Origin of the sequence: Bacillus sp. JAS24-2, assembly GCF_008274905.1 — a bacterium.
Classification (GTDB): Bacteria; Bacillota; Bacilli; order Bacillales; family Bacillaceae_G; genus Bacillus_A; species Bacillus_A cereus.
On record NZ_CP031068.1, the window covers coordinates 4568927 to 4588528 of the forward strand.

Here is a 19602-nt window from a genome sequence, read left to right on the forward strand (position 1 = left end):
TCAAAAAGGATATCGCTTTATAGTAAAAATAAGATATTTTCAGATAATCGACATAATTCTTTCAAAATATACACACATCTTTGTAACAAGTTTCACATACTTTAAACGTATTTTCACTATAAACTGATTGTAGATAATGTAAAAAAGGAGTGAATATTTATTATGTCCGACGTTCTGTTACTGAGTCGTTTTCAATTTGCAATTACTATTTTTTATCACTTTTTATTTGTACCTTTGACAATCGGACTTGTCATTTTAGTAGCATGTATGGAAACTCAATACGCCCGCACATTGAATCCAACATACCGTAAAATGGCAAATTTCTGGGGTAAATTATTTACAATTAACTTCGTAATGGGGATTATAACCGGGATTACGATGGAATTCCAATTTGGAACAAACTGGTCTGAGTACTCCAAATATATGGGAGACATTTTCGGATCACCTCTCGCAATCGAAGCACTCGTTGCCTTCTTCTTAGAATCTACTTTCATGGGAATATGGTTATTCGGTAAAGACAAAATTTCACCAAAGTTCCGTGCCTTCTGTATGTGGATGGTTGCACTTGGAACAAACATTTCCGCCCTTTGGATTATTACAGCAAACGGCTTTATGCAAAACCCTGTTGGATACGTCGTGCGTAACGGCCGCGCTGAATTAAATGATTTCTGGGCACTCGTTACGAATCCATACGCTTGGAACATGTTCTTCCATACTGTAGTTGGTTGTTATATCGTAGGTGCTTTCTTCGTTATGGCAATTAGTGCTTATCACTTATTACGTAAAAATGAAGTAGAATTCTTCAAAAAATCATTTAAGTTTGGTTTAATGTTAGGCTTATTCGCCGCAACAATTACACCGTTTATGGGACATCAATCTGGTGTATCAGCAGCTAAATATCAACCCGCAAAAGGTGCTGCGATGGAAGCAGTTTGGGAAACTGGAAAAGGACAAGGCTTCTCAATTGTTCAAATTCCTGATGTAAAAAATGAGAAGAACTTTGAATTCCTTACGATTCCAAAACTCGGAAGCTTCTTCTACACAAATTCATTTAATGGCGAAATTGTTGGTTTAAAAGATATTCCGAAAGATGAACGTCCAAATGTTAACCTCGTGTATTATAGCTTCCGCTTAATGGTTGCACTCGGCATGTTCTTTATGGCATTAACTTGGTATGGCTTCTATTTAAACCGAAAAGGAAAACTAGAAAACTCAAAACGTTATTTGAAAATTACAATATGGTCTGTCTTACTTCCTTATATCGCAATTAACGCAGGATGGATTGTCGCTGAAGTAGGTCGTCAACCATGGACAGTATATAAACTAATGCGTACAGCAGAATCTGTATCACCTATATCTGTCCCGCAAATTTGGTTCTCATTAATTAGTTTAATTTTATTCTACACTTTACTTTTAATCGCAGACGTATACTTAATGCTGAAGTTCGCGAAAAAAGGACCTGCCGCATTAGAAGAACCTGCTACTGAGGGAGGTGTAGCTCATGTCTCATGATATGCTTGCAATCATCTGGTTCGGTTTATGGGGCGTGATTTGGACAGTTTACTTCATTCTTGACGGGTATGCACTTGGTAACGGAATGATTTTTCCTTTCGTTACGAAAGATCGACAAGAACGAAATCAATTACAAGAAGCAATTGGCCCGTTCTGGGGCGGTAATGAAGTATGGTTAATTACAGCTGGTGGCGCAACATTTGCTGCCTTCCCAGTCACATATGCTAATATGTTTAGTTATTTATATACACCGTTATTCTTAGTATTACTTGCACTATTTGCTCGTGCCGCTGGACTGGAATTCATGCATAAAGATGATTCACCAATTTGGCAAAAAACTTGTAAATGGGCATTTGCAATTGGCAGTTTCCTAATCGCCTTCTTATTCGGTGTTACATTCGCTAATCTTTATTACGGACTACAAATCGGAAAAAATGGCTATGAAGGAAATTTACTTAGCTTACTAAACCATTACGGTATATTAGGTGGTCTTTTCTTCACTGCTATATTTGTCGTATCCGGTGCCCTTTGGGTCATGATTAAAACGACTGGTGAAGTATCTGATCGTGCTTATAAAATCGCAAGACCATTTTCAATGGCAGCTGCTATTATTTTAGCTATCTTCTATGTAGCAACTGCTAATCGGACAAACTTATTCCAAAACTTTACGGAATATCCGGTACTATTCATTCTTCCAGTACTTGCAATGCTAATGAGTGTACTCGCACTTATTATGGTGTACAAACATAAAATTGGCCTTGCATTCACATTCGTTTGCCTAACAATCGCAATGTTTATGACAACTGGCTTTGCAGGTATGTTCCCAAGAATGTTACCATCTCGTATTAACGATGCATACAGTACAACGTTATATAACGCAGCTGGTAGTCAATTAAACTTAAAAATTATGTTCTTCGTTGCAATGGTTATGGTACCAATCGTTATTGGATATCAGCTTTGGAGCTACAGTATTTTTAAAAATAAAATTCATAAAGACTCTGCTAAAGGGTATCACTAAAGTAAAAAAAGACACTTCGTTTGAAGTGTCTTTTTTTGTACGTATGATTTTCGATAAGATGTTATATTTCTAATCTAACAACTATAATACAGAAGAATCATTAACAGCTCACAGCTAGAGTGTAACATACAACAAACATGTTACTTTATGCAATTTTGCATTTTAAAATTATAACGTTGATTGAATAACTTGATCATACGCATCATTATCCCTTACATCCGCCGTACTAATCCCGCTAAACGTTTGTACTTTCATTCCTGTATTTGATGATCCCGATCCATTATAAGCTTTCGTCTTTTCAATCGGCTGTACGTTATATTTATCCCCTACATTAATTGTTCCATTGCAGTTTTCAATAATAACACCTTCCACAACTGCCGGCATTTTGTCACCCACTTTCATTTCTTTACTTTTATTTTATGAAAATCGCCTAGAAAAATAGCATGTTTCAATAAGAAAAAGCACTCAATTTGAGTGCTTTTTCTTTAAGCATAAAGACAAGTTTGGAGACAGTTGACTTCTTCAAAATTTTATTAGGGGTAATATTTTGAAAAAGAAAGCCTTTCATATGTAGGTTAACACCACTGGAATATATAGTAAATTGATAATATTTATACGGAAGATTGCTAATGTTTAGTATAGATAGTTTACACTATGCTAACAGTGAAAACTATCTATACTAATAAAAAAAGGTGCCTTCAAAAAAGACACCTTTCAAAAACAGACACTATAAAACAGAATTATTTATTGTTATACGATTGTTAGATACAAAAAGTAGAGGGAAATGTTTGTATTAAATTCTGCTTTATAAAGTCTGTCTACAAATTATATTGTAATCCTCTTCATTTGAAAAAAAATATAATATGCACAATTGCATACAAAAAGAAAAAGCACTCTATTGAGTGCCTTTTCAACCATTTTACTTTTAATATATCGCTTTGAATATATTGTAACATATGTATCCATATATTTTATTGAGAAAATTCAAAATCCTTTTTCTTTCATTTTCACTTATAAAATCATGTAATATAAAAGGTATGTCAAATTCTTATACAAATTGAGGTGTACTATATTTATGATGTATTTCGGAATTATTCCTCTTATATTATTTATTATTTTTCTTATCTCATATTTAAAAGATCCGCGAAAAATAATAAACGGCTTTTTATTTAATTCCTTTGTCTGTTTTTTCCTTCTTTTTTGTGTGATTATATCTGTAAATTCAAGTAGTGATGTCCTACGCTATATTATAATTTTACCTATTTTAGCACTTCTTATTATGCTTCCTTTCGGTATTGTTGCTTTAATGTTTGGGCTATTTCTTAATGCTAGAATTTTAATGAAGCGAGAAGGAAGACGGTTCACTAACTGTTTAACACTCCTTGCTGCTTTAGGGATGTTATTCTTTATGTTACTCCCTATTATAAACCCAGCAAGTTTGGTCTCATCGCATTTAGAGCCTATTTTTGCAGCTATTTCTCTTATAAGCTTCTATTTCTTTATACACTTATCTAACTTCTTAAGCGCATATTTTTTATACCAATTCAACAGACCAAGACGTAATCAAGATTTCATTATCGTTCTTGGTAGCGGCTTAATTAATGATAAAGTACCACCATTACTTGCAAGCCGCATTAATAAAGCTATCGACTTCTATTGGAAACAAGCAGCTGTAAATACACCACCAACAATTATTTTCTCTGGTGGTCAAGGTCCAGATGAAGGTCTTCCAGAGGCAGAAGCAATGCAAAATTATGCTGTTGAAAAAGGAATTCCTCTTGAACATACGGTGCAAGAAAATCGCTCTGTAAACACATATCAAAATATGTTGTTCTCTAAAGAAATTATGGATTCTTTAAAACCTGAAGGTAAATATAAAAGTATTTTTACCACAAATAATTTCCACCTTTTCCGCGCTGGCATATACGCTAGACAAGCTGGTCTTAATAGCCAAGGAATCGGGTCAAAAACTGCATTTTATTACTGGCCTAACGCAATGATTCGCGAATATGTTGCGATTGTCGTAATGGGACGTAAGCGCCATATGAAAATATGTGGAACTATTTTAGGTTTCGCTTTATTCGTATCAATACTTAGTTTTATATTTTCTTAATAGCATCCCATCCTTTGAAAGGATGGGATTTCTTATACTGATTTCAAAAATATTTTAAAGATAATATGGTGATAATATTCCCTGCATACATCCATTAAAGGAGAATTTTTTCAAATTAAATGTTAAAATAAAATTTAGGTGTGAATGACGTAACAAATAAGAAACTAGTTTGAAACGAGGAAATTATATGGAGAAAATTATCAAAAACAAGCCCAATAAGCTAAAAATTGCTTCAAAAGCTTTGATGATTATTATTGGGGCATTTATCACAGCGTACGGATTAGAAGCAGTATTAATTCCAAATAACGTATCAGACGGTGGTGTGACTGGTTTAAGTATCGTTAGTTCAAGATTATTTGGATTGCCATTAGGAGCTCTAATCGCAGTTATTAACATTCCTTTCGTTTGGTTAGGGTATAAGCAAATCGGTAAAAGCTTTGCGATTTATTCTATTATCGGAATTGCTTCATTAGCAGTAGGTACCGTTGTCATGCACGGAATACCAGCTATTATTGAAGGCGATACATTATTAGTTACAGTTGTTGGTGGTATTATCATCGGTTTTGGTATGGGACTAGCATTACGTAACGGTGGGGCATTAGATGGAATCGATATGCTTGCTGTATTGCTTTCTCGTAAGTTACCATTTGGAACGAGTGACCTTATTTTATTCTTAAACATGTTCGTATTTATTTTCGTATCAACGGTATTCGGTCTTCAAGGAGCTATCCTTTCGGCAATTGCTTACTTTATCGCTTCGAAAGTGATTCATATCGTTGAAGTTGGTTTAAGTGGTTCAAAAGCATTTAAAATTATTACAAAAGAGCCTGAATTGATGGTAGAAACAATTCGCGATCGTTTAGGCAGAAGTGCAACATATAACGAAGTATACGGTGGTTATTCAAGAGAGAAATTCAAAGAAATTTCTTGCGTAATTAACCGTTTAGAAGAAAGTAAAATGAAAGAACTTATTAATGAAATCGATCCACACGCCTTTATTACAGTTTATGACGTAGCAGAAGTAAAAGGCGGTAATTTCAAGAAACGTGATATTCATTAATCGTTATATAAAAGAGGGTGTGCCAAAATTTTGGCACACCCTCTTTTTATTATTAAGTTGCTATCGTTGTCAGTTTTTGTCGGTAAGTCGATATATTTCAATAATCGCTGATATATTTTGAGTTGTGGTCGATATATTCTAATAATCGCTGATATATTTTTACTTTCCCCCTTATGCCTAAATCGTACCAACTGAAAGGGATTAATTCCCATAACAAAAAAAGACCAAAAAGCAATTTACACTTTTCGGTCTCTACACTATCTTCTCTTCGTAATCTTTCCTGAACCACCGACCCTCGTTTTCGGAGGAGATGTATTCCTTGGCGGCGTTTTAATAGATGATTTTGGCTTCACATCTGATCCGCTTGAACCGCCTGGTGTTTTCGTAATTTTCCCCTTGCTTCCAGTAGAAGGTGGGGGCGTCGTATTACTTCCTTTTTCAGTAATACTTCCCTTATCACCTACTGATGGTTTCGAATCTACATTATCGCCTCGCTTAATGATAGATCCTTTCCCTTCCTTCGTAATTGGAGGTGGGGTTTTCTTTTCTTCTTTCGTAGGTGGTCTTTCTGGAATAACTGGTTGATGATTTTGTCTGTCATTATATCCTCGGTAATCACCGGATGATGATCTTTTTGAACCGAATATATCGTTTAATATGCTACCCATAATATATCCTTGCAAGAAGGACGGTTGGTAATTTTGACGGACAAATTCTTTATTACTTATTTCAATTAACGTATCAGATGGTTTCTCTTTATCCTTTTGCAGGTTATAAATCTTATCAGAATAAACGAGGAACATTTGATTTTCGTCTTCTTTAGATGCTTGCTTCGGTTCTCTTTCGTTAATGAGTTCCTTCGCTACTTCAGGAACTGACCGATTGGCGGCCCTATACACGTAAGATTCTTGTTTACCTTCCTTGGCAACAGATTCAAGTGGATAACGGTCTTGAATCGACTTTGTCTGCCCGCCTTGACAACCTGATAAGGCATAACCAGCAACAACAAGTAATATAACGATAGCAAGTATAGGGATTACAAACGATTTAATCATGGTAAACAATCGGTTTGACATGATTACGCCCCCTTACGTTGCTCTTATAATTTGTACATCAGCAGGAATGATTGCTTCTCCCTCATACATCATTGTGCGACCATTTTGCCATTCAATACGCAATAATTTTCGATTGTCTGATTGGAATTCCCATACGTGCTGTTCTTCTGAAGCTGAGAATGGAGTTTTTCCCATAACAACAACACGTCCGTTATATTGTTCTTCCATATGGTACTCGGTATCATCCATTTCAATTGTCGTCGGAATTTCATCAATTGAATCTAAGCGACCATCAATTGGTGTATATAATTTGTAATACGTATTTTCACGATCTTCAATTTTTAAATAACGAATGTCTTTTCCATCTTGCAATGTCAAAACAATTTCCTTACGCGAATGCATACTCGTTTTCCCAATTAATTCATACATAACTAATGACACTTCAATCATATCGCCAGGAGCTAACGTTAAAAGACTCTTTTCCGGCTTCGGTGGCTCTGGGCTTTTCATTATATTTTTAATTCGTTTAAATAAACTCATGATCTACCCCTCCTTTTCTCTTTATAAACAAGCACCTAAAATTAGTGCACCAACAATATGTAATGATCCGGCTAACATCGCATGTGCAACGCTACCTTCTTTCGTACCTTCTTCTAAATCAAGACCAGACATTTTCTTTAATACAAATTCGATAAACATTTCTACCACTAATAAAATAACGAAAGAAACTGCTGAAGCAAGAAGTGCCTGCCATAAGTCATTTGCTTTCGTAATTGATTGGGATAAAATGTACCCTTGTGCAAATAATTTCATAATAAAACGAGTTGTTACAGCTGTATTTCCATTTTTAATTTCTTTTAAATCATTGTATTTTGTAAAAATTGAATCAACCCACATAATTGCAAATAAAAGTACTGCACTCGCTCCAGTCCATACAAGCATGGCAACTACATTCATCCATGTCATTGCAAAACCTCCTCTAAATATAATAGAAAACCGACATGAATATATTTAGACATGTCGGTTCATTTGTCTTTATTCTATATTATTTCTCATACTGCTTCATAATACGAGCTAATTCATCGTCAACAGCAGAATTTTTGTTTAAGCTTGCGAATTCATCATCTAATGATTTTTCTTTCTTATAAACTTCACCGCTTGCTTCTGCTTCAGCCTCTAATTGAAGAGCTTTCTCTTCCATACGGCTTAAACCAGCTTTTGCTGAGTTTGAATCAAATCCAGACATCGCCTGATTAATATTCTTTTGTGCTTTCGCCGCATTTACACGCGCTACAAGTGTCTCACGTTTATTTTTCAGCTCATTTAATTGCTTACGCATTTCTTCTAGCTTTAGGCGCAGGTTATCAGCAGCAGCTTTATTTTGCTCATAGCTTGCTTTATACTCATTCATCTTTTGCTCCGCATTTTGTTTTTCTTCTAGTGCACGGCGCGCAAGATCTAAGTTATTAGCTTGAACAGCCATATGAGCTTGCTCTTCACGTTTTTTCACAAGTGCTTCTTGCTCTTCAAATAATATTTTGAATTTCTTCTCAAGCGCGATTTGAGCTGCTACACTTTTCTCAGCTTCTTGTACATCCGCTTGCATATCGCGTAAATATTGATCAGTCATCTTAACTGGATCTTCCGCTTTTTCAATTAATGAATATACATTCGACATTGTTAAATCTCTTAATCGTTTGAATACAGACATCTAAATTCCTCCTATGATATACCTCATATTTCAAATTCACTACTTGGAAAACTGAAAAATCTCCCTTTACAGTAAAGAATATTCATTTTTACAGCCTATGTGTTTATTATAACAAAACTAATATGTCCTTACATGTTATTTCCAAAATACATCCATTATAATATGACATTCTATATACAATATTGTATTTCTAATATATTCTCATTATCCCTTTTTGAAATTAACTTACTTTTATGCAATTTCACTAAATTACATAAGTGTAATGTTACTGTAAGCTAACTCGATAGTTGCATTCTAATATTTCTTATACACTAATACCAGAAGCAACAAACAAGCTTCTTCACTTGTAAGCAATAATACAAAAATTGTATTTAATATAAAACATATAAAAGGAGAAATCATCATGAAAAAATTAGTAGGAATCGGATTAGCAGCAGCAATTTCATTTGGAGCATTATCAGGTTGTTCTTTATTAGGAGAGAAAGCGAACGGTTTTGTACTGTACGGCTCAGAAGAACAAGTTCAACAAATTACAGATAAAAACAAAAAAGAAGTGAAAGAAAAAGACTTCTATAAAATGAAAATGACAACATTAGATGGTAAAAAAGTTCTTGTAATGGATAAGAAAACTGGTGAAGAACTAGTGAAAAAAGAGTTACTTAGCAAAGTTGATGAAAAAGACAACACGAAACCACTTGATAAATTACCAGCTGTAACAACAGAACAAGGTGTATTATTTGCAAAAGAAAAAGTAGAAAATGCTACACTTGATGGAGCCAAATTAAAATATGAAGGTAACACAATTATCGGAAGTGGCCGTGCATATACAGATATGTATGCGATTGTCGATGACGCAACTTACAACAATGTAAAAGGTGATGAAAAATCTGTAGGTGTATTAAAATTTGATAAAGACCCAAGTAAAGAATTCCCTGGTTACAACGGCGTCGAAGCTTCTCAACTTGTAAAAATTAAAAAGTAAAACAAAAAAGCTTTGCGACATTCGCAAAGCTTTTTTCTATTTATTATGAGCAACTTGTTCCATATCTGGACTACAAGTTTTCGACTGACATGACTTATTTAAAGAACATGCTGCGCATTTTCCTTTTTTACTTCTCTTTACAAAATTAACTAACGTGTATGCTGCATAACCAAAAATGATAGCTCCAATTATAATATTGACCATCATTATACATCTCCTTTTAGAATCCTAGTAAAGATCCAACTTGGTATATAATAAGCGTTAATACATAAGCAACAACAAGCGGGTAAACGACTGAGAAAATCGTCCATTTCGCTGATCCTGTTTCACGTTTAATAACAGCCACCGTCGCTAAACATGGAACGTATAATAAAATAAAGAACATAAATGCATAAGCTGATAATGCTGTATAATGTGCTCCCATTACGTTTCCAAGCACATCTTCTTTAACTGCATAAATAATTGCCATTGTTGAAACGACAACTTCCTTCGCTAAAAATCCTGTTAAAAGGGATGCTGCAGCTTGCCACGTTCCAAAGCCGAGCGGTGCAAATAGCGGTGCGATAAATCCACCAATCATCGCTAAGTAACTGTCTCCCATATCAACACCAAATCCTGATGGACCTGCATAGTTTAATAACCAAATGACAACCGAACCACCAAAGATGAATGTACCAGCTTTACGAACAAATCCTTTTCCTTTCTCCCACGTGCTCAGCCATAATGTTTTCGCTTGTGGCACACGGTAAGGCGGTAATTCAATTACGAAAATAGACTTTTCCGCTTTCAAAATCGTAAGAGACATAATTTTTGTAACTAATAACGCAAGAACAATCCCTGCAACATATAAAGAAAATACAACAGTCGCCTGACTATGCGGGAAGAATACGCCCGCAAATAATGCATATACAGGTAATCGTGCTGAACAAGACATAAATGGTGTTACTAAAATGGTAAGTAAACGTTCTTTCTCCTGTTCAATCGTTCTCGCAGCCATAATACCTGGAACGTTACATCCAAAACCGATAATCATCGGAATAAAAGCTTTTCCGTTTAAGCCGAAAAACTCCATAATTCTATCCATAACAACTGCAATTCGCGCCATATACCCTGAGTCTTCTAATAATGAAATGAAAAAGAATAGTGCAAAGATTTGTGGTACGAATACTAATACAGCACCAACACCGGCAATAATACCTTCTGTAACGAGTGCTTGAATAAAATGAGAAGCTCCAATACTTGTAAGTCCAGCCGTCACCCAATCCGTAAGCTGGCCACCAAAAAACTCATCTAACATATCAGATAAAGGTGTACCAATCCACGTAAACGTAACCTGAAAAATAAAAAACATAACTGCTAAAAAGATTGGAAGTCCTAAAATTTTATGTGTAATTAATCTATCAATTTTTTCTGAAAAAGGAATTTTTCCTTCTTTCTCATGCTTCATAACATTTGTTTTTAACTTTTCAATATACGCTTCACGAGTTTTGTAAATGTGCTCTTCTAACGTACAATCAAGTTTTCCTTCTAAGCGAGATCGAATGGCTATGAGTTCCTTATAAATTGGTAATGCTTTCATTTCTTTTTCTACTACTTCGTTATTGCTTAAAAATTGAAGTGCTAACCATCTCGGATGCTCGTAATTCGCTGTCTCTAAAAGAGCAATTACTTCTCCAATTCCTTCATCCATTTGTACACCATATGAAATAAGGAATGGCTTTTTCTCTTTTTTGTCATTTTCTTTAAGAGTCGTAAGCAGTTCTTCACAGCCTTTTCCACTTCTTGCAACAACAGGAACGACTGTTACACCTAATAGTTCTGATAATCGTTTTACATTAATGACAATTCCTCTTTGCTTCGCCACATCAACCATGTTTAAACCAATTGAGACTGGCTTACCAAATTCAAGTAATTGCAACGTTAAATGCATATTTCTTTCAAACTGCGAGGAATCTACGATATTTAACATATGATTAAATTCTTCTGTTAATAGAAAGTTTGTTACAACACCTTCATCACGTGAAACTGGATTTAAATCATAAACACCTGGTAAATCAATTAATGTTCCTTGTCTATCTTTTAATTTACCAACCTTCTTTTCTACTGTTACACCGCTCCAGTTTCCTACATACTCATAAGAACCAGTAAGTGCATTAAATAATGATGTCTTCCCTGTATTCGGATTCCCTAGCAAAGCTACCTTATTCACGCTAATTCCACCTTTATCATTTTCGCGTCACAATGACGAATACTAATTAACTGTCCACGACACTCCAATGTACAAGGACCTTTGAACATCGCTTTCTGTTTCAGGCGAAGTTCGCTTCCTTCAGCAAGACCGAAAGCAGCTAGTCTACGCTTTAATAGCTGATCTAAAGACTGAATACTTTTTACTAACACTTTCTCTCCAATTTTAATATCTACTAAACTCATAACCTTCCCCCTCAGAAGAGAATGATAATTATTTTCAAAAAAAATTATACCACACCCAATTTCTCTTGTACTATACCCTTTTGCTTCATATTTATTAACATTTCGCTACAATTCTATTTCAATTATTGTCATACTGTATTCGTTTGCCATTCTCATCCATTTCGCTTACAATAAAAAATAGCAAATAAAGAATCTCGTTATCACTGGGGGAGCCATGCCGCTGAGAGGGAACACTTCGTTCCGACCCTTCGAACCTGTTAGTTAATGCTAACGCAGGGATTGTGCAAACGTCCGAAATACATACCTCATTTTTATTTACGTATTTCGTATCCTCCTATGATATCTATTCTTTTTTGTACAACTTGGATTTAGGGGGAGACAACATGCGTAACACTAATTTACAAGCGATGATCGAATCTGCTATTCTTGCAGCCTTCGCCATGATTATCGATATTTTACCATTATCACTTAAACTTCCAACAGGCGGTTCTATCTCATTCGCTATGATTCCTATTTTTATTATCGCTTACCGCTGGGGCTTTAAATCAGCTTTCTTAGGTGGTTTAGTTTGGGGACTATTACAAATAGTCGTGGGGGATGCTTACATTTTAACACCTGTTCAAGCATTCATTGAGTACTTCATTGCCTTTGCTTTTATCGGATTTGCTGGCTTATTCTATCGTCCAATTCAAAAAGCACTTTTAACGTCTAATGAAAATAGTGAAGAACATTCAAGTTTAGGTAGTCGCAATGAAAAACCTTCAGCAAAACAAAACCATGGTAAGAAAATCCTTGTTTACATTATCCTTGCTACATTTGTCGGTAGCTTTGCTCGCTATTTCTGTCACTTTATTGCCGGTATTATTTTCTGGGGACAATATGCGCCGAAAGGTCAATCAGCTGTGTTATATTCATTAATCGTAAATGGAAGTACAATGCTTGGTTCTTTTATTTTATGTACAGTTTTACTTATATTTTTATTCCTCACTTCCCCACGCTTATTCAAAAGCATCAGTGCTTATCAAATGAATACACAAAAAAAGGGCGCTTAATGAGCGCTCTTTTTTCATATCGTAATATTAATTAAAAATACAATAAATGCGCAAAAGAAAATAAATACCATTATACTTAGCCAATTGCTATGCACGGTTCATCGACTCCTTACATAACCTCATTTTCTAACCAGATTATATCGCTTAAAAATAAAGATTAGGTAAAGATAATATGAAAATAAATTAAAAAAAGCGTAGCATGCATTATCTACGCTTTTTTCGGTAAGTAAAAGTAAAATAATACACCGTCTTCTGTATTTTTCACTCCATATTCAGCATCGTGTAATTCTAAAATATTTTTAGAAATAGCAAGCCCAAGTCCCGTCCCACCTTGTGAACGCTTACGAGCTGTATCCACGCGATAAAAACGATCCCAAATTTTATCTAATTGCTCTTCTTCAATGTGAGTACCTTTATTTTCAATGCACACTTTTATACGATCCTTCTCATCTATTGTAGAAATAATAATATCTTCTTTATTTGGTGTATAACGTATGGCATTCGTAATGAAGTTAACGATGACTTGTTCAATCCGGCCTTGATTTGCAATCACTTCAAATGAACATATATTTTTATGAACATGAAGTTCTTTTTTCTCTATTTCCACAGATAGATGTTCACATATATCTTCAATTACTGTATCAATATAAAACGAATCCTTTTTCATTTTATATGTACCAGATTCAAATTTAGCTAACTCAAGCATATCCAAAATTAACGTATCCATTTTGTCTACTTCTCTTTCCATTGCCTGAAAATAATACTCTTTTTTATGTTCAGCTACTCCATCTTTTAAAATAGAAATACAGCTTTTCATAATACTTAGCGGTGTTTTTAATTCATGTGAAACACCAGAAATGAATTCTTTTCGCGTCCTTTCTAACTTTCTTTCCTTTTCAATATCTTCTTCTAACTGTCCAATATGGGAATGGAGTTTATTTGATAGCACATTAATATTTTTCGATAAATCCCCAATTTCATCTTTTGAAGTAATTGGTATTTTTTCTGTAAAATCTAATTGTGCTATTTTCTTCGTCGTATCATTTATTTTTAATAACGGTTTGGCAATTTGTTTTGAGTAATAGAACGAAGCTAAAAAAATAAGAACAACTACAAATGCAATGATATAGATGTAATAATCTTGCACCATTTGTACAGCTTCATCTACGGGCTGTAAAGAAGCCATCGCATAAATATATGTTACTGATCCGTCTTTTTCTATTGGCTTGATTAATAATTTATATTTAATATCATTTTTTTCATAGTCCATTGTTTGTGTTGTATATTGTATGGGCTTGCTCTCTTTTAATAATAAATTAGTTTGAAATTCTTTTATGCTATCTAAGAAGATGCCATTTTTATAAATTGGATTCACAGGACCTTTTACATCTGGTAACTGTACTTTTGTAACACGTCCTCCTATGTAAACGCCTAATTCCTGAGCAGCTTGCTCCTGAACAGCTGGTTTCTTTTCCTTAACAAGTTGTTCCTCAACTGCTCTCTTTTTCTCCTCATTTAATTTGCTCATTTTCTCATTAAATGCTTTTTCTAACGGTTTATTAGATCCACTTAAATTCTGCTTAGATAAAGAAAAAGAGAATGGAATAAAACTATCTTCTTTTCTCACTCCAGAAAAATAAATTTCTTGCCCTAAAAACTGCTCTGATAATTTATTATCAATTTCCTCTATATTGACGAGATTACCTAAGGGAATTTTAAATATTTGTTGTCCAAAGCTCTTTTGTTGCCTACGATCTATCGTTACTTCAAAATAAAAATCATCTGTATGTTTTAAATTCCCGTTCTTATCTAATGTCGTAATCCACGTATTATTTTCTCTTAAAAAGTCTTGCTCTAGTTTCTGAATTTCTTCTGCATTTCCTGCATAATTTAAATAATTCTTCTCAAAAGAATTTAAATTCACTTTAATATCTTCCACTTTTCGATTCGCATAATATTGTTTAAAAAATATCGTTTGTCCAATAAATATCGTCGCTAAAATCAACATACATAATGCTGTTGTAAGAGTAAATAATTTTAGTACAATTCCTTTCTTCATACATTCCCCTCAAATTTATAACCAGTTCGTACTACAGTTGTAATATACTTTGCTTTCTCTCCTAATTTATTTCTTAAATTACGAATATGGCTATTCACCGTTCGATCATCGCCAGCAAATTCATATCCCCAAATTCTTGAAATGAGTTGCTCTCGCGTTAAAACGATTCCTTGATTTTTCATGAAATACACCAATATTTCAAACTCCGTATGCGTTAAACTAACATCTGCCTCATCAACAGTAACAGTACGCGACGGAAAATGGACATGGATGCCATGAATCGATAACGTATCATCTTCGTTCTCTAAAGGTTTCTTCGATGCTTTTCTACTTTCTAATAATCGTTTCGCTCTTGCTAATAAAATTGGAGGACTATACGGCTTCGTCACATAGTCATCTGCTCCAAGTTCAAAACCAAGTAACGTATCGTCTTCATCTACACGCGCCGTCAGCATAATAATAGGCACCTCGGACGTCTTCCTAATCCTTCGGCAAACAGACCATCCATCGAGTTCTGGCAACATGATATCTAAAATAACTAAATCAACCTCTTCTTCTTCAAATACAACTAAAGCCTCTTTCCCGTCCCTCGCTTCAAACACTACATATTGTTCACTTAAAAAATAATCTTTTAATATTTCACGTAATATGTCTTCATCTTCAACAATTAAAATGTTTTTTGACATAACTTATATATCCCCCTCTCGCTTTCAGAAACTATAATTTCACTTTGAATAACTGCCAGTTAACTTCGCCTCGATAATATATCTATCTGGTGCATCCCCTATATAATCAAATGGGTAACAAGTTGTCAGTGTTAATATCGGTTCTTCTTTTTTTATAATAACAGTACGATCATCCGCATGAGTAATCCATGTCTTTTGAATTTCATATGTGTACGTTTTATTATCATACTCTAAAACAAGGGTATCCTTTTCTTTCAACTCTTCTAAATCTGTAAATACAGTATCTCGATGTCCACTCAGTACAGTATGTCCCCCTCCAGATGGAGTTGTCGTTAAATCACTAACGAACATACCCACTCCTTTTTTCAAAGTCGTATCATCTGCTCCCCAATATATAGAAAACTTCTTCTTTATTTTCGGTATGTTTAACATCGCTACCTTTTCTCCTTCTTTATGTTCTGTTTGAGAAGAAGGCACTTGAGAAGTTACAGGTGTTTCATGAGAAAGTTGAGTACCTTGTATATTTTTAAGACTCTTTATTTCTTCTGCCGTTAATTGCCCGGCAGAGCTTCTTCCTTTATACCATTCCACAGCATAATAGGATCCCATGAATAGCCCTATAGCCATCAATATGATACCGATATAATTGAGTAACTTCATTCTTCATTCCTCCATGCCAAAAATGGTAGGAGTAACCTACCATTTTTAATATATGAAATTATCCCATTCTTTATAGGAAAATATTTTATTTACGCTTTAATCTTATTGCGACGATTCAAACCAAATAATGTACCTACCGCTACAAGACATGCACTTAATCCCATCATTGCTACATTATTTGATGCTGTATTTGGTAATTTTTCACCTTGTACAACTGGCTTTGCTTCTTCTTTTTTAGCTACTTCATTCTTTTGCTCGGCTTTTATCGCTGCTTCTTTTTTAGCCATATCGTTTTTTAACTGTTCTTGCGCTATTCTCTTTTTCTCTTCTTCACTTTTTTTCTCAGCTTTTATTGTTTCCTCTTTTTTAGCCATATCATTTTTTTCTTGTACTTGTGCTGCTTGCTTTTTCTCTATTTCACTTTTTTGCTGTTCCTTGATTGCTTCTTCTTTTTTAGCTTTATCCTGTTGTACTTGCGCTTCTTCTTCCTTTGTTACTGTTCCAGTATCCGCACTCGCTACTGAAGAATATCCTACTGTTAAAAGTGCCATTGCACAAATTGGTAATAGTTTCTTTTTCATTTTCACTCTCTCCTTATATTTTATTCACATCTACTCGCATCGGATGTATTACTAGAATAAGCAAGAGATATAAATATAAGATGCAGATGAAATATATTTCATTTAAAGATTTCATTGTAGAAAAAGAAAAAAACATCGCAATATGTACGATGTTTTTTTCGGGTGTGTGTCTCAATTATTTACATGTTACTTTCGCGTGATTTGGAAGTAGAACGGGCCGGAGCGATAACTAATTGTCTCGGCTCAGTTTTCTTGAAGTGATTTTTGACGTTACACTTACGACGTTGAACAACCCACGCTTTAATAGGGTTTGTTAAAATAATCTTTTGCTCTTCGTTAGGGGCCTCTTCTTCAAACCTACAACTCTCGCTCCATTTATTCCATTTCATTGTAAATTTAGAAGAAGAATGATCATCTTCACGATCAAACAAGTGCAAAAAATCCATTTTTCCATCTAGCATTACGGTGTTACTAGTCGCTAAAAAAGAAAAGGTCGTCCAACGTTTCTCCATGCCCTCCTACTCCTTTTTCACATATAGAGTGCCTAAAACTTAATTTACCTAAAATATGCTTGCCTTTTACCTTACACCCATAGTTTATCCAAAATGCTCTTATGCAACTATCGATTTGCCTTACAACTACCTTACATTTTTGTAAGAAACAAAAAAACCTTCACTCTATATAATGAAGGTTTCTCACTTTTTATCTATATGATCTCTCATATCATCAAGTCCAGCTTCTTTTAGCTGCGACATCATACCATGCGAAATTGCTCCTAACACTAAAGTCATTCCAATTAATGAAATACGAATCGCAGGTACATCAATTACGTAAGCCAACAGGCCAAGAACAATTGTTAAAAGTAATGCTTTTATAAATGTTACACTTGTGTACTGTTTCTTCTTCATCATATTCACCCTTTATGGAAGCGTTTTCTTAATATACTTAGTATATCATATCATCAGATGATTTTGTCGTTATCTTTGTAAAAAATTACTATCTCCTTTGACTTTTTCTATTCTATCCTTTACAGTCGAAATGTTCATAAGTTTTACACTGTAGGAGGATTACAATGAATATTGAAATAAAAGACACTTTAATTTCTGAAGAACAATTACAAGCAAAAGTTAAAGAATTAGCACTTCAAATCGAACGTGACTTTGAAGGAGAAGAAATCGTAGTTATCGCAGTATTAAAAGGTTCATTCGTATTTGCTGCTGATTTAATTCGTAACATCAAAAATGATGTAACAATTGACTTTATTTCTGCATCTAGCTACGGAAATCAAACAGAAACAACAGGAAAAGTGAAACTACTAAAAGATATCGACGTAAACATTACTGGGAAAAACGTAATTGTTGTAGAAGATATTATCGATTCTGGTTTAACACTTCATTTCCTAAAAGATCACTTCTTTATGCATAAACCAAAAGCACTCAAGTTCTGTACATTACTTGATAAACCAGAACGTCGTAAAGTAGACTTAACAGCTGAATATGTTGGCTTCCAAATTCCAGACGAATTCATCGTTGGATACGGTATCGACTGTGCGGAAAAATATCGTAACTTACCATTCATTGCTTCAGTTGTAACGGAATAATCGTATAACTTAAAAAATCGATAGTACATAAAATGTATATCGGCGATTTTTTAAATATATCGACTTACCGACAATAACTGACAATCTTAGCACCCAATTAATAGGGAGAAGCTGTTCTAAAATACATGGGAACAGCTCCTTTCTTTCCATTACAAACTACAGGGAGAGATGAAATATGACAAAGACAAAATTTGAAAAAGTACTCCTCATCGTAAATCCGAAAGCTGGTCAAGGTGACTTACATACAAATTTAACGAAAATCGTACCACCTCTTGCCGCAGCTTTTCCTGATCTACATATCCTTCATACGAAAAAACAAGGTGATGCAACAAAATATTGCCAAGAGTTTGCTAGTAAAGTAGATTTAATTATCGTCTTTGGTGGTGATGGAACAGTATTTGAATGCACAAATGGCTTAGCACCTCTCGAAACTAGACCTACACTTGCAATCATTCCAGGTGGAACTTGCAACGACTTCTCTCGCACACTTGGTGTTCCGCAAAACATTGCAGAAGCGGCAAAACTTATTACAAAAGAACATATAAAACCAGTTGACGTTGCAAAAGCAAATGAACAACATTTCTTAAACTTCTGGGGCATTGGACTCGTATCTGAAGTATCAAACAATATCGATGCAGAAGAAAAAGCAAAGCTTGGTAAAATCGGTTACTATTTAAGCACAATTCGAACTGTAAAAAATGCTGAAACATTCCCAGTAAAAATTACTTATGACGGACAAGTATATGAAGACGAAGCTGTCCTTGTCATGGTTGGAAATGGTGAATATCTTGGTGGTATTCCATCCTTTATTCCCAACGTAAAATGTGATGACGGAACACTTGATATTTTCGTAGTCAAATCAACAGGTATTCAAGCATTTAAAGATTACATCGGAAAGAAACTATTTGAAGACTCAAATGAAAATGACATCTTCCACGTAAAAGCGAAATCCATTCATATTGAAACGAAAGAAGAAAAAGAAGTAGATACAGATGGAGAAAGCTCGCTTCATACACCTTGTCACATTGAATTATTACCAGGACACTTTACGATGATTTATAATCCTGCGGTTGTGTAATA

22 protein-coding genes and 1 riboswitch are annotated in these 19602 nt (G+C 34.4%); of the genes, 8 read left to right on the top strand and 14 right to left on the bottom strand.

Features of this window, described 5'->3' with window-relative positions; all coding sequences use genetic code 11:
* The first annotated feature begins 162 nt into the window (after nucleotides 1-162).
* The gene (gene cydA / locus DN407_RS23765) at nucleotides 163-1512 is read left to right on the top strand and encodes a cytochrome ubiquinol oxidase subunit I (protein WP_001286194.1); all 1350 of its coding nucleotides are present in this window, start codon (nucleotides 163-165) and stop codon (nucleotides 1510-1512) included.
* Nucleotides 1502-2530 carry a cytochrome d ubiquinol oxidase subunit II gene (gene cydB / locus DN407_RS23770; RefSeq protein WP_000017662.1) on the top strand — a complete coding sequence of 343 codons (1029 nt, stop codon included), beginning with the start codon at nucleotides 1502-1504 and terminating at the stop codon, nucleotides 2528-2530. The genes cydA and cydB overlap by 11 nt, the downstream gene beginning before the upstream one ends.
* 168 nt (nucleotides 2531-2698) lie before the next feature.
* Here the strand turns inward: cydB and DN407_RS23775 are convergent, their stop codons facing one another.
* Entirely contained in the window at nucleotides 2699-2932 is a 234-nt protein-coding gene (locus DN407_RS23775) for a spore germination protein (RefSeq protein WP_002062565.1), read from the bottom strand.
* 673 nt (nucleotides 2933-3605) lie between these two features.
* Between DN407_RS23775 and DN407_RS23780 the strand changes: the two genes are divergently transcribed.
* Together DN407_RS23780 and DN407_RS23785 are read left to right on the top strand one after the other, a co-directional pair.
* Nucleotides 3606-4643 carry a YdcF family protein gene (locus DN407_RS23780; RefSeq protein WP_000990101.1) on the top strand — a complete coding sequence of 346 codons (1038 nt, stop codon included), beginning with the start codon at nucleotides 3606-3608 and terminating at the stop codon, nucleotides 4641-4643.
* Nucleotides 4644-4830: 187 nt separating this feature from the next.
* Entirely contained in the window at nucleotides 4831-5703 is an 873-nt protein-coding gene (locus DN407_RS23785) for a YitT family protein (protein WP_000411244.1), read from the top strand.
* Nucleotides 5704-5960: 257 nt separating this feature from the next.
* On the opposite strand, the gene DN407_RS23790 is transcribed toward DN407_RS23785, so the two are convergent.
* The 4 genes from DN407_RS23790 to DN407_RS23805 all read right to left on the bottom strand — a co-directional run bounded on the left by DN407_RS23790 (nucleotide 5961) and on the right by DN407_RS23805 (nucleotide 8469).
* Nucleotides 5961-6779: a DUF4247 domain-containing protein gene (locus tag DN407_RS23790; RefSeq protein WP_000071185.1), complete on the bottom strand. Its 819-nt coding sequence runs from the start codon at nucleotides 6777-6779 to the stop codon at nucleotides 5961-5963.
* A gap of 12 nt (nucleotides 6780-6791) precedes the next feature.
* Nucleotides 6792-7298, bottom strand: coding sequence for a DUF4178 domain-containing protein (locus DN407_RS23795; protein ID WP_000051744.1), 507 nt, complete (start codon nucleotides 7296-7298; stop codon nucleotides 6792-6794).
* A 21-nt stretch (nucleotides 7299-7319) separates the two neighbouring features.
* The gene (locus DN407_RS23800) at nucleotides 7320-7724 is read right to left on the bottom strand and encodes a DUF350 domain-containing protein (RefSeq protein WP_000220087.1); all 405 of its coding nucleotides are present in this window, start codon (nucleotides 7722-7724) and stop codon (nucleotides 7320-7322) included.
* A gap of 79 nt (nucleotides 7725-7803) precedes the next feature.
* On the bottom strand, nucleotides 7804-8469 hold the full coding sequence (locus tag DN407_RS23805; protein WP_000110280.1) for a PspA/IM30 family protein: 666 nt from the start codon (nucleotides 8467-8469) through the stop codon (nucleotides 7804-7806).
* Between the two features lie 403 nt (nucleotides 8470-8872).
* On the opposite strand from DN407_RS23805, the gene DN407_RS23810 reads away from it, so the two are divergent.
* Nucleotides 8873-9451, top strand: coding sequence for a lipoprotein BA_5634 family protein (locus DN407_RS23810; protein WP_087948476.1), 579 nt, complete (start codon nucleotides 8873-8875; stop codon nucleotides 9449-9451).
* Nucleotides 9452-9487: 36 nt separating this feature from the next.
* Here the strand turns inward: DN407_RS23810 and DN407_RS23815 are convergent, their stop codons facing one another.
* The 3 genes from DN407_RS23815 to DN407_RS23825 are packed head-to-tail and all read right to left on the bottom strand — an operon-like array spanning nucleotide 9488 to nucleotide 11884.
* The gene (locus DN407_RS23815; RefSeq protein ID WP_000989593.1) at nucleotides 9488-9658 is read right to left on the bottom strand and encodes a FeoB-associated Cys-rich membrane protein; all 171 of its coding nucleotides are present in this window, start codon (nucleotides 9656-9658) and stop codon (nucleotides 9488-9490) included.
* 13 nt (nucleotides 9659-9671) lie between these two features.
* Complete coding sequence (gene feoB, locus DN407_RS23820; protein WP_070757021.1) at nucleotides 9672-11660, bottom strand: ferrous iron transport protein B; 1989 nt, start codon at nucleotides 11658-11660, stop codon at nucleotides 9672-9674.
* Nucleotides 11657-11884 (bottom strand): FeoA family protein, encoded by a 228-nt coding sequence (locus DN407_RS23825; protein WP_000060512.1) that lies wholly within the window; start codon nucleotides 11882-11884, stop codon nucleotides 11657-11659. Before DN407_RS23825 ends, feoB begins: the two co-directional genes overlap by 4 nt.
* 195 nt (nucleotides 11885-12079) lie before the next feature.
* Nucleotides 12080-12181: riboswitch (TPP riboswitch) on the top strand.
* 86 nt (nucleotides 12182-12267) lie between these two features.
* Here DN407_RS23825 and thiT point away from each other — a divergent pair.
* Entirely contained in the window at nucleotides 12268-12936 is a 669-nt protein-coding gene (thiT, locus tag DN407_RS23830; protein WP_001246585.1) for an energy-coupled thiamine transporter ThiT, read from the top strand.
* Nucleotides 12937-13144: 208 nt separating this feature from the next.
* On the opposite strand, the gene DN407_RS23835 is transcribed toward thiT, so the two are convergent.
* The 6 genes from DN407_RS23835 to DN407_RS23860 form a co-directional block, all read right to left on the bottom strand.
* The gene (locus DN407_RS23835; protein WP_098506871.1) at nucleotides 13145-14995 is read right to left on the bottom strand and encodes a sensor histidine kinase; all 1851 of its coding nucleotides are present in this window, start codon (nucleotides 14993-14995) and stop codon (nucleotides 13145-13147) included.
* Complete coding sequence (locus DN407_RS23840) at nucleotides 14992-15681, bottom strand: response regulator transcription factor (protein ID WP_000041848.1); 690 nt, start codon at nucleotides 15679-15681, stop codon at nucleotides 14992-14994. The genes DN407_RS23835 and DN407_RS23840 overlap by 4 nt, the downstream gene beginning before the upstream one ends.
* Before the next feature lie 39 nt (nucleotides 15682-15720).
* A complete protein-coding gene (locus tag DN407_RS23845; RefSeq protein WP_098286619.1) occupies nucleotides 15721-16341 on the bottom strand; it encodes a class D sortase in 621 nt (206 codons plus the stop codon).
* Between the two features lie 89 nt (nucleotides 16342-16430).
* The gene (locus DN407_RS23850) at nucleotides 16431-16922 is read right to left on the bottom strand and encodes an LPXTG cell wall anchor domain-containing protein (protein ID WP_000728022.1); all 492 of its coding nucleotides are present in this window, start codon (nucleotides 16920-16922) and stop codon (nucleotides 16431-16433) included.
* A 179-nt stretch (nucleotides 16923-17101) separates the two neighbouring features.
* On the bottom strand, nucleotides 17102-17434 hold the full coding sequence (locus DN407_RS23855) for a hypothetical protein (RefSeq protein ID WP_000415613.1): 333 nt from the start codon (nucleotides 17432-17434) through the stop codon (nucleotides 17102-17104).
* A 183-nt stretch (nucleotides 17435-17617) separates the two neighbouring features.
* On the bottom strand, nucleotides 17618-17833 hold the full coding sequence (locus DN407_RS23860) for a hypothetical protein (RefSeq protein WP_002001286.1): 216 nt from the start codon (nucleotides 17831-17833) through the stop codon (nucleotides 17618-17620).
* A 161-nt stretch (nucleotides 17834-17994) separates the two neighbouring features.
* Between DN407_RS23860 and hpt the strand changes: the two genes are divergently transcribed.
* The gene (hpt, locus tag DN407_RS23865) at nucleotides 17995-18522 is read left to right on the top strand and encodes a hypoxanthine phosphoribosyltransferase (protein WP_001019298.1); all 528 of its coding nucleotides are present in this window, start codon (nucleotides 17995-17997) and stop codon (nucleotides 18520-18522) included.
* Nucleotides 18523-18697: 175 nt separating this feature from the next.
* Nucleotides 18698-19600 carry a diacylglycerol/lipid kinase family protein gene (locus DN407_RS23870; protein WP_000167895.1) on the top strand — a complete coding sequence of 301 codons (903 nt, stop codon included), beginning with the start codon at nucleotides 18698-18700 and terminating at the stop codon, nucleotides 19598-19600.
* Nucleotides 19601-19602 lie beyond the last annotated feature (2 nt).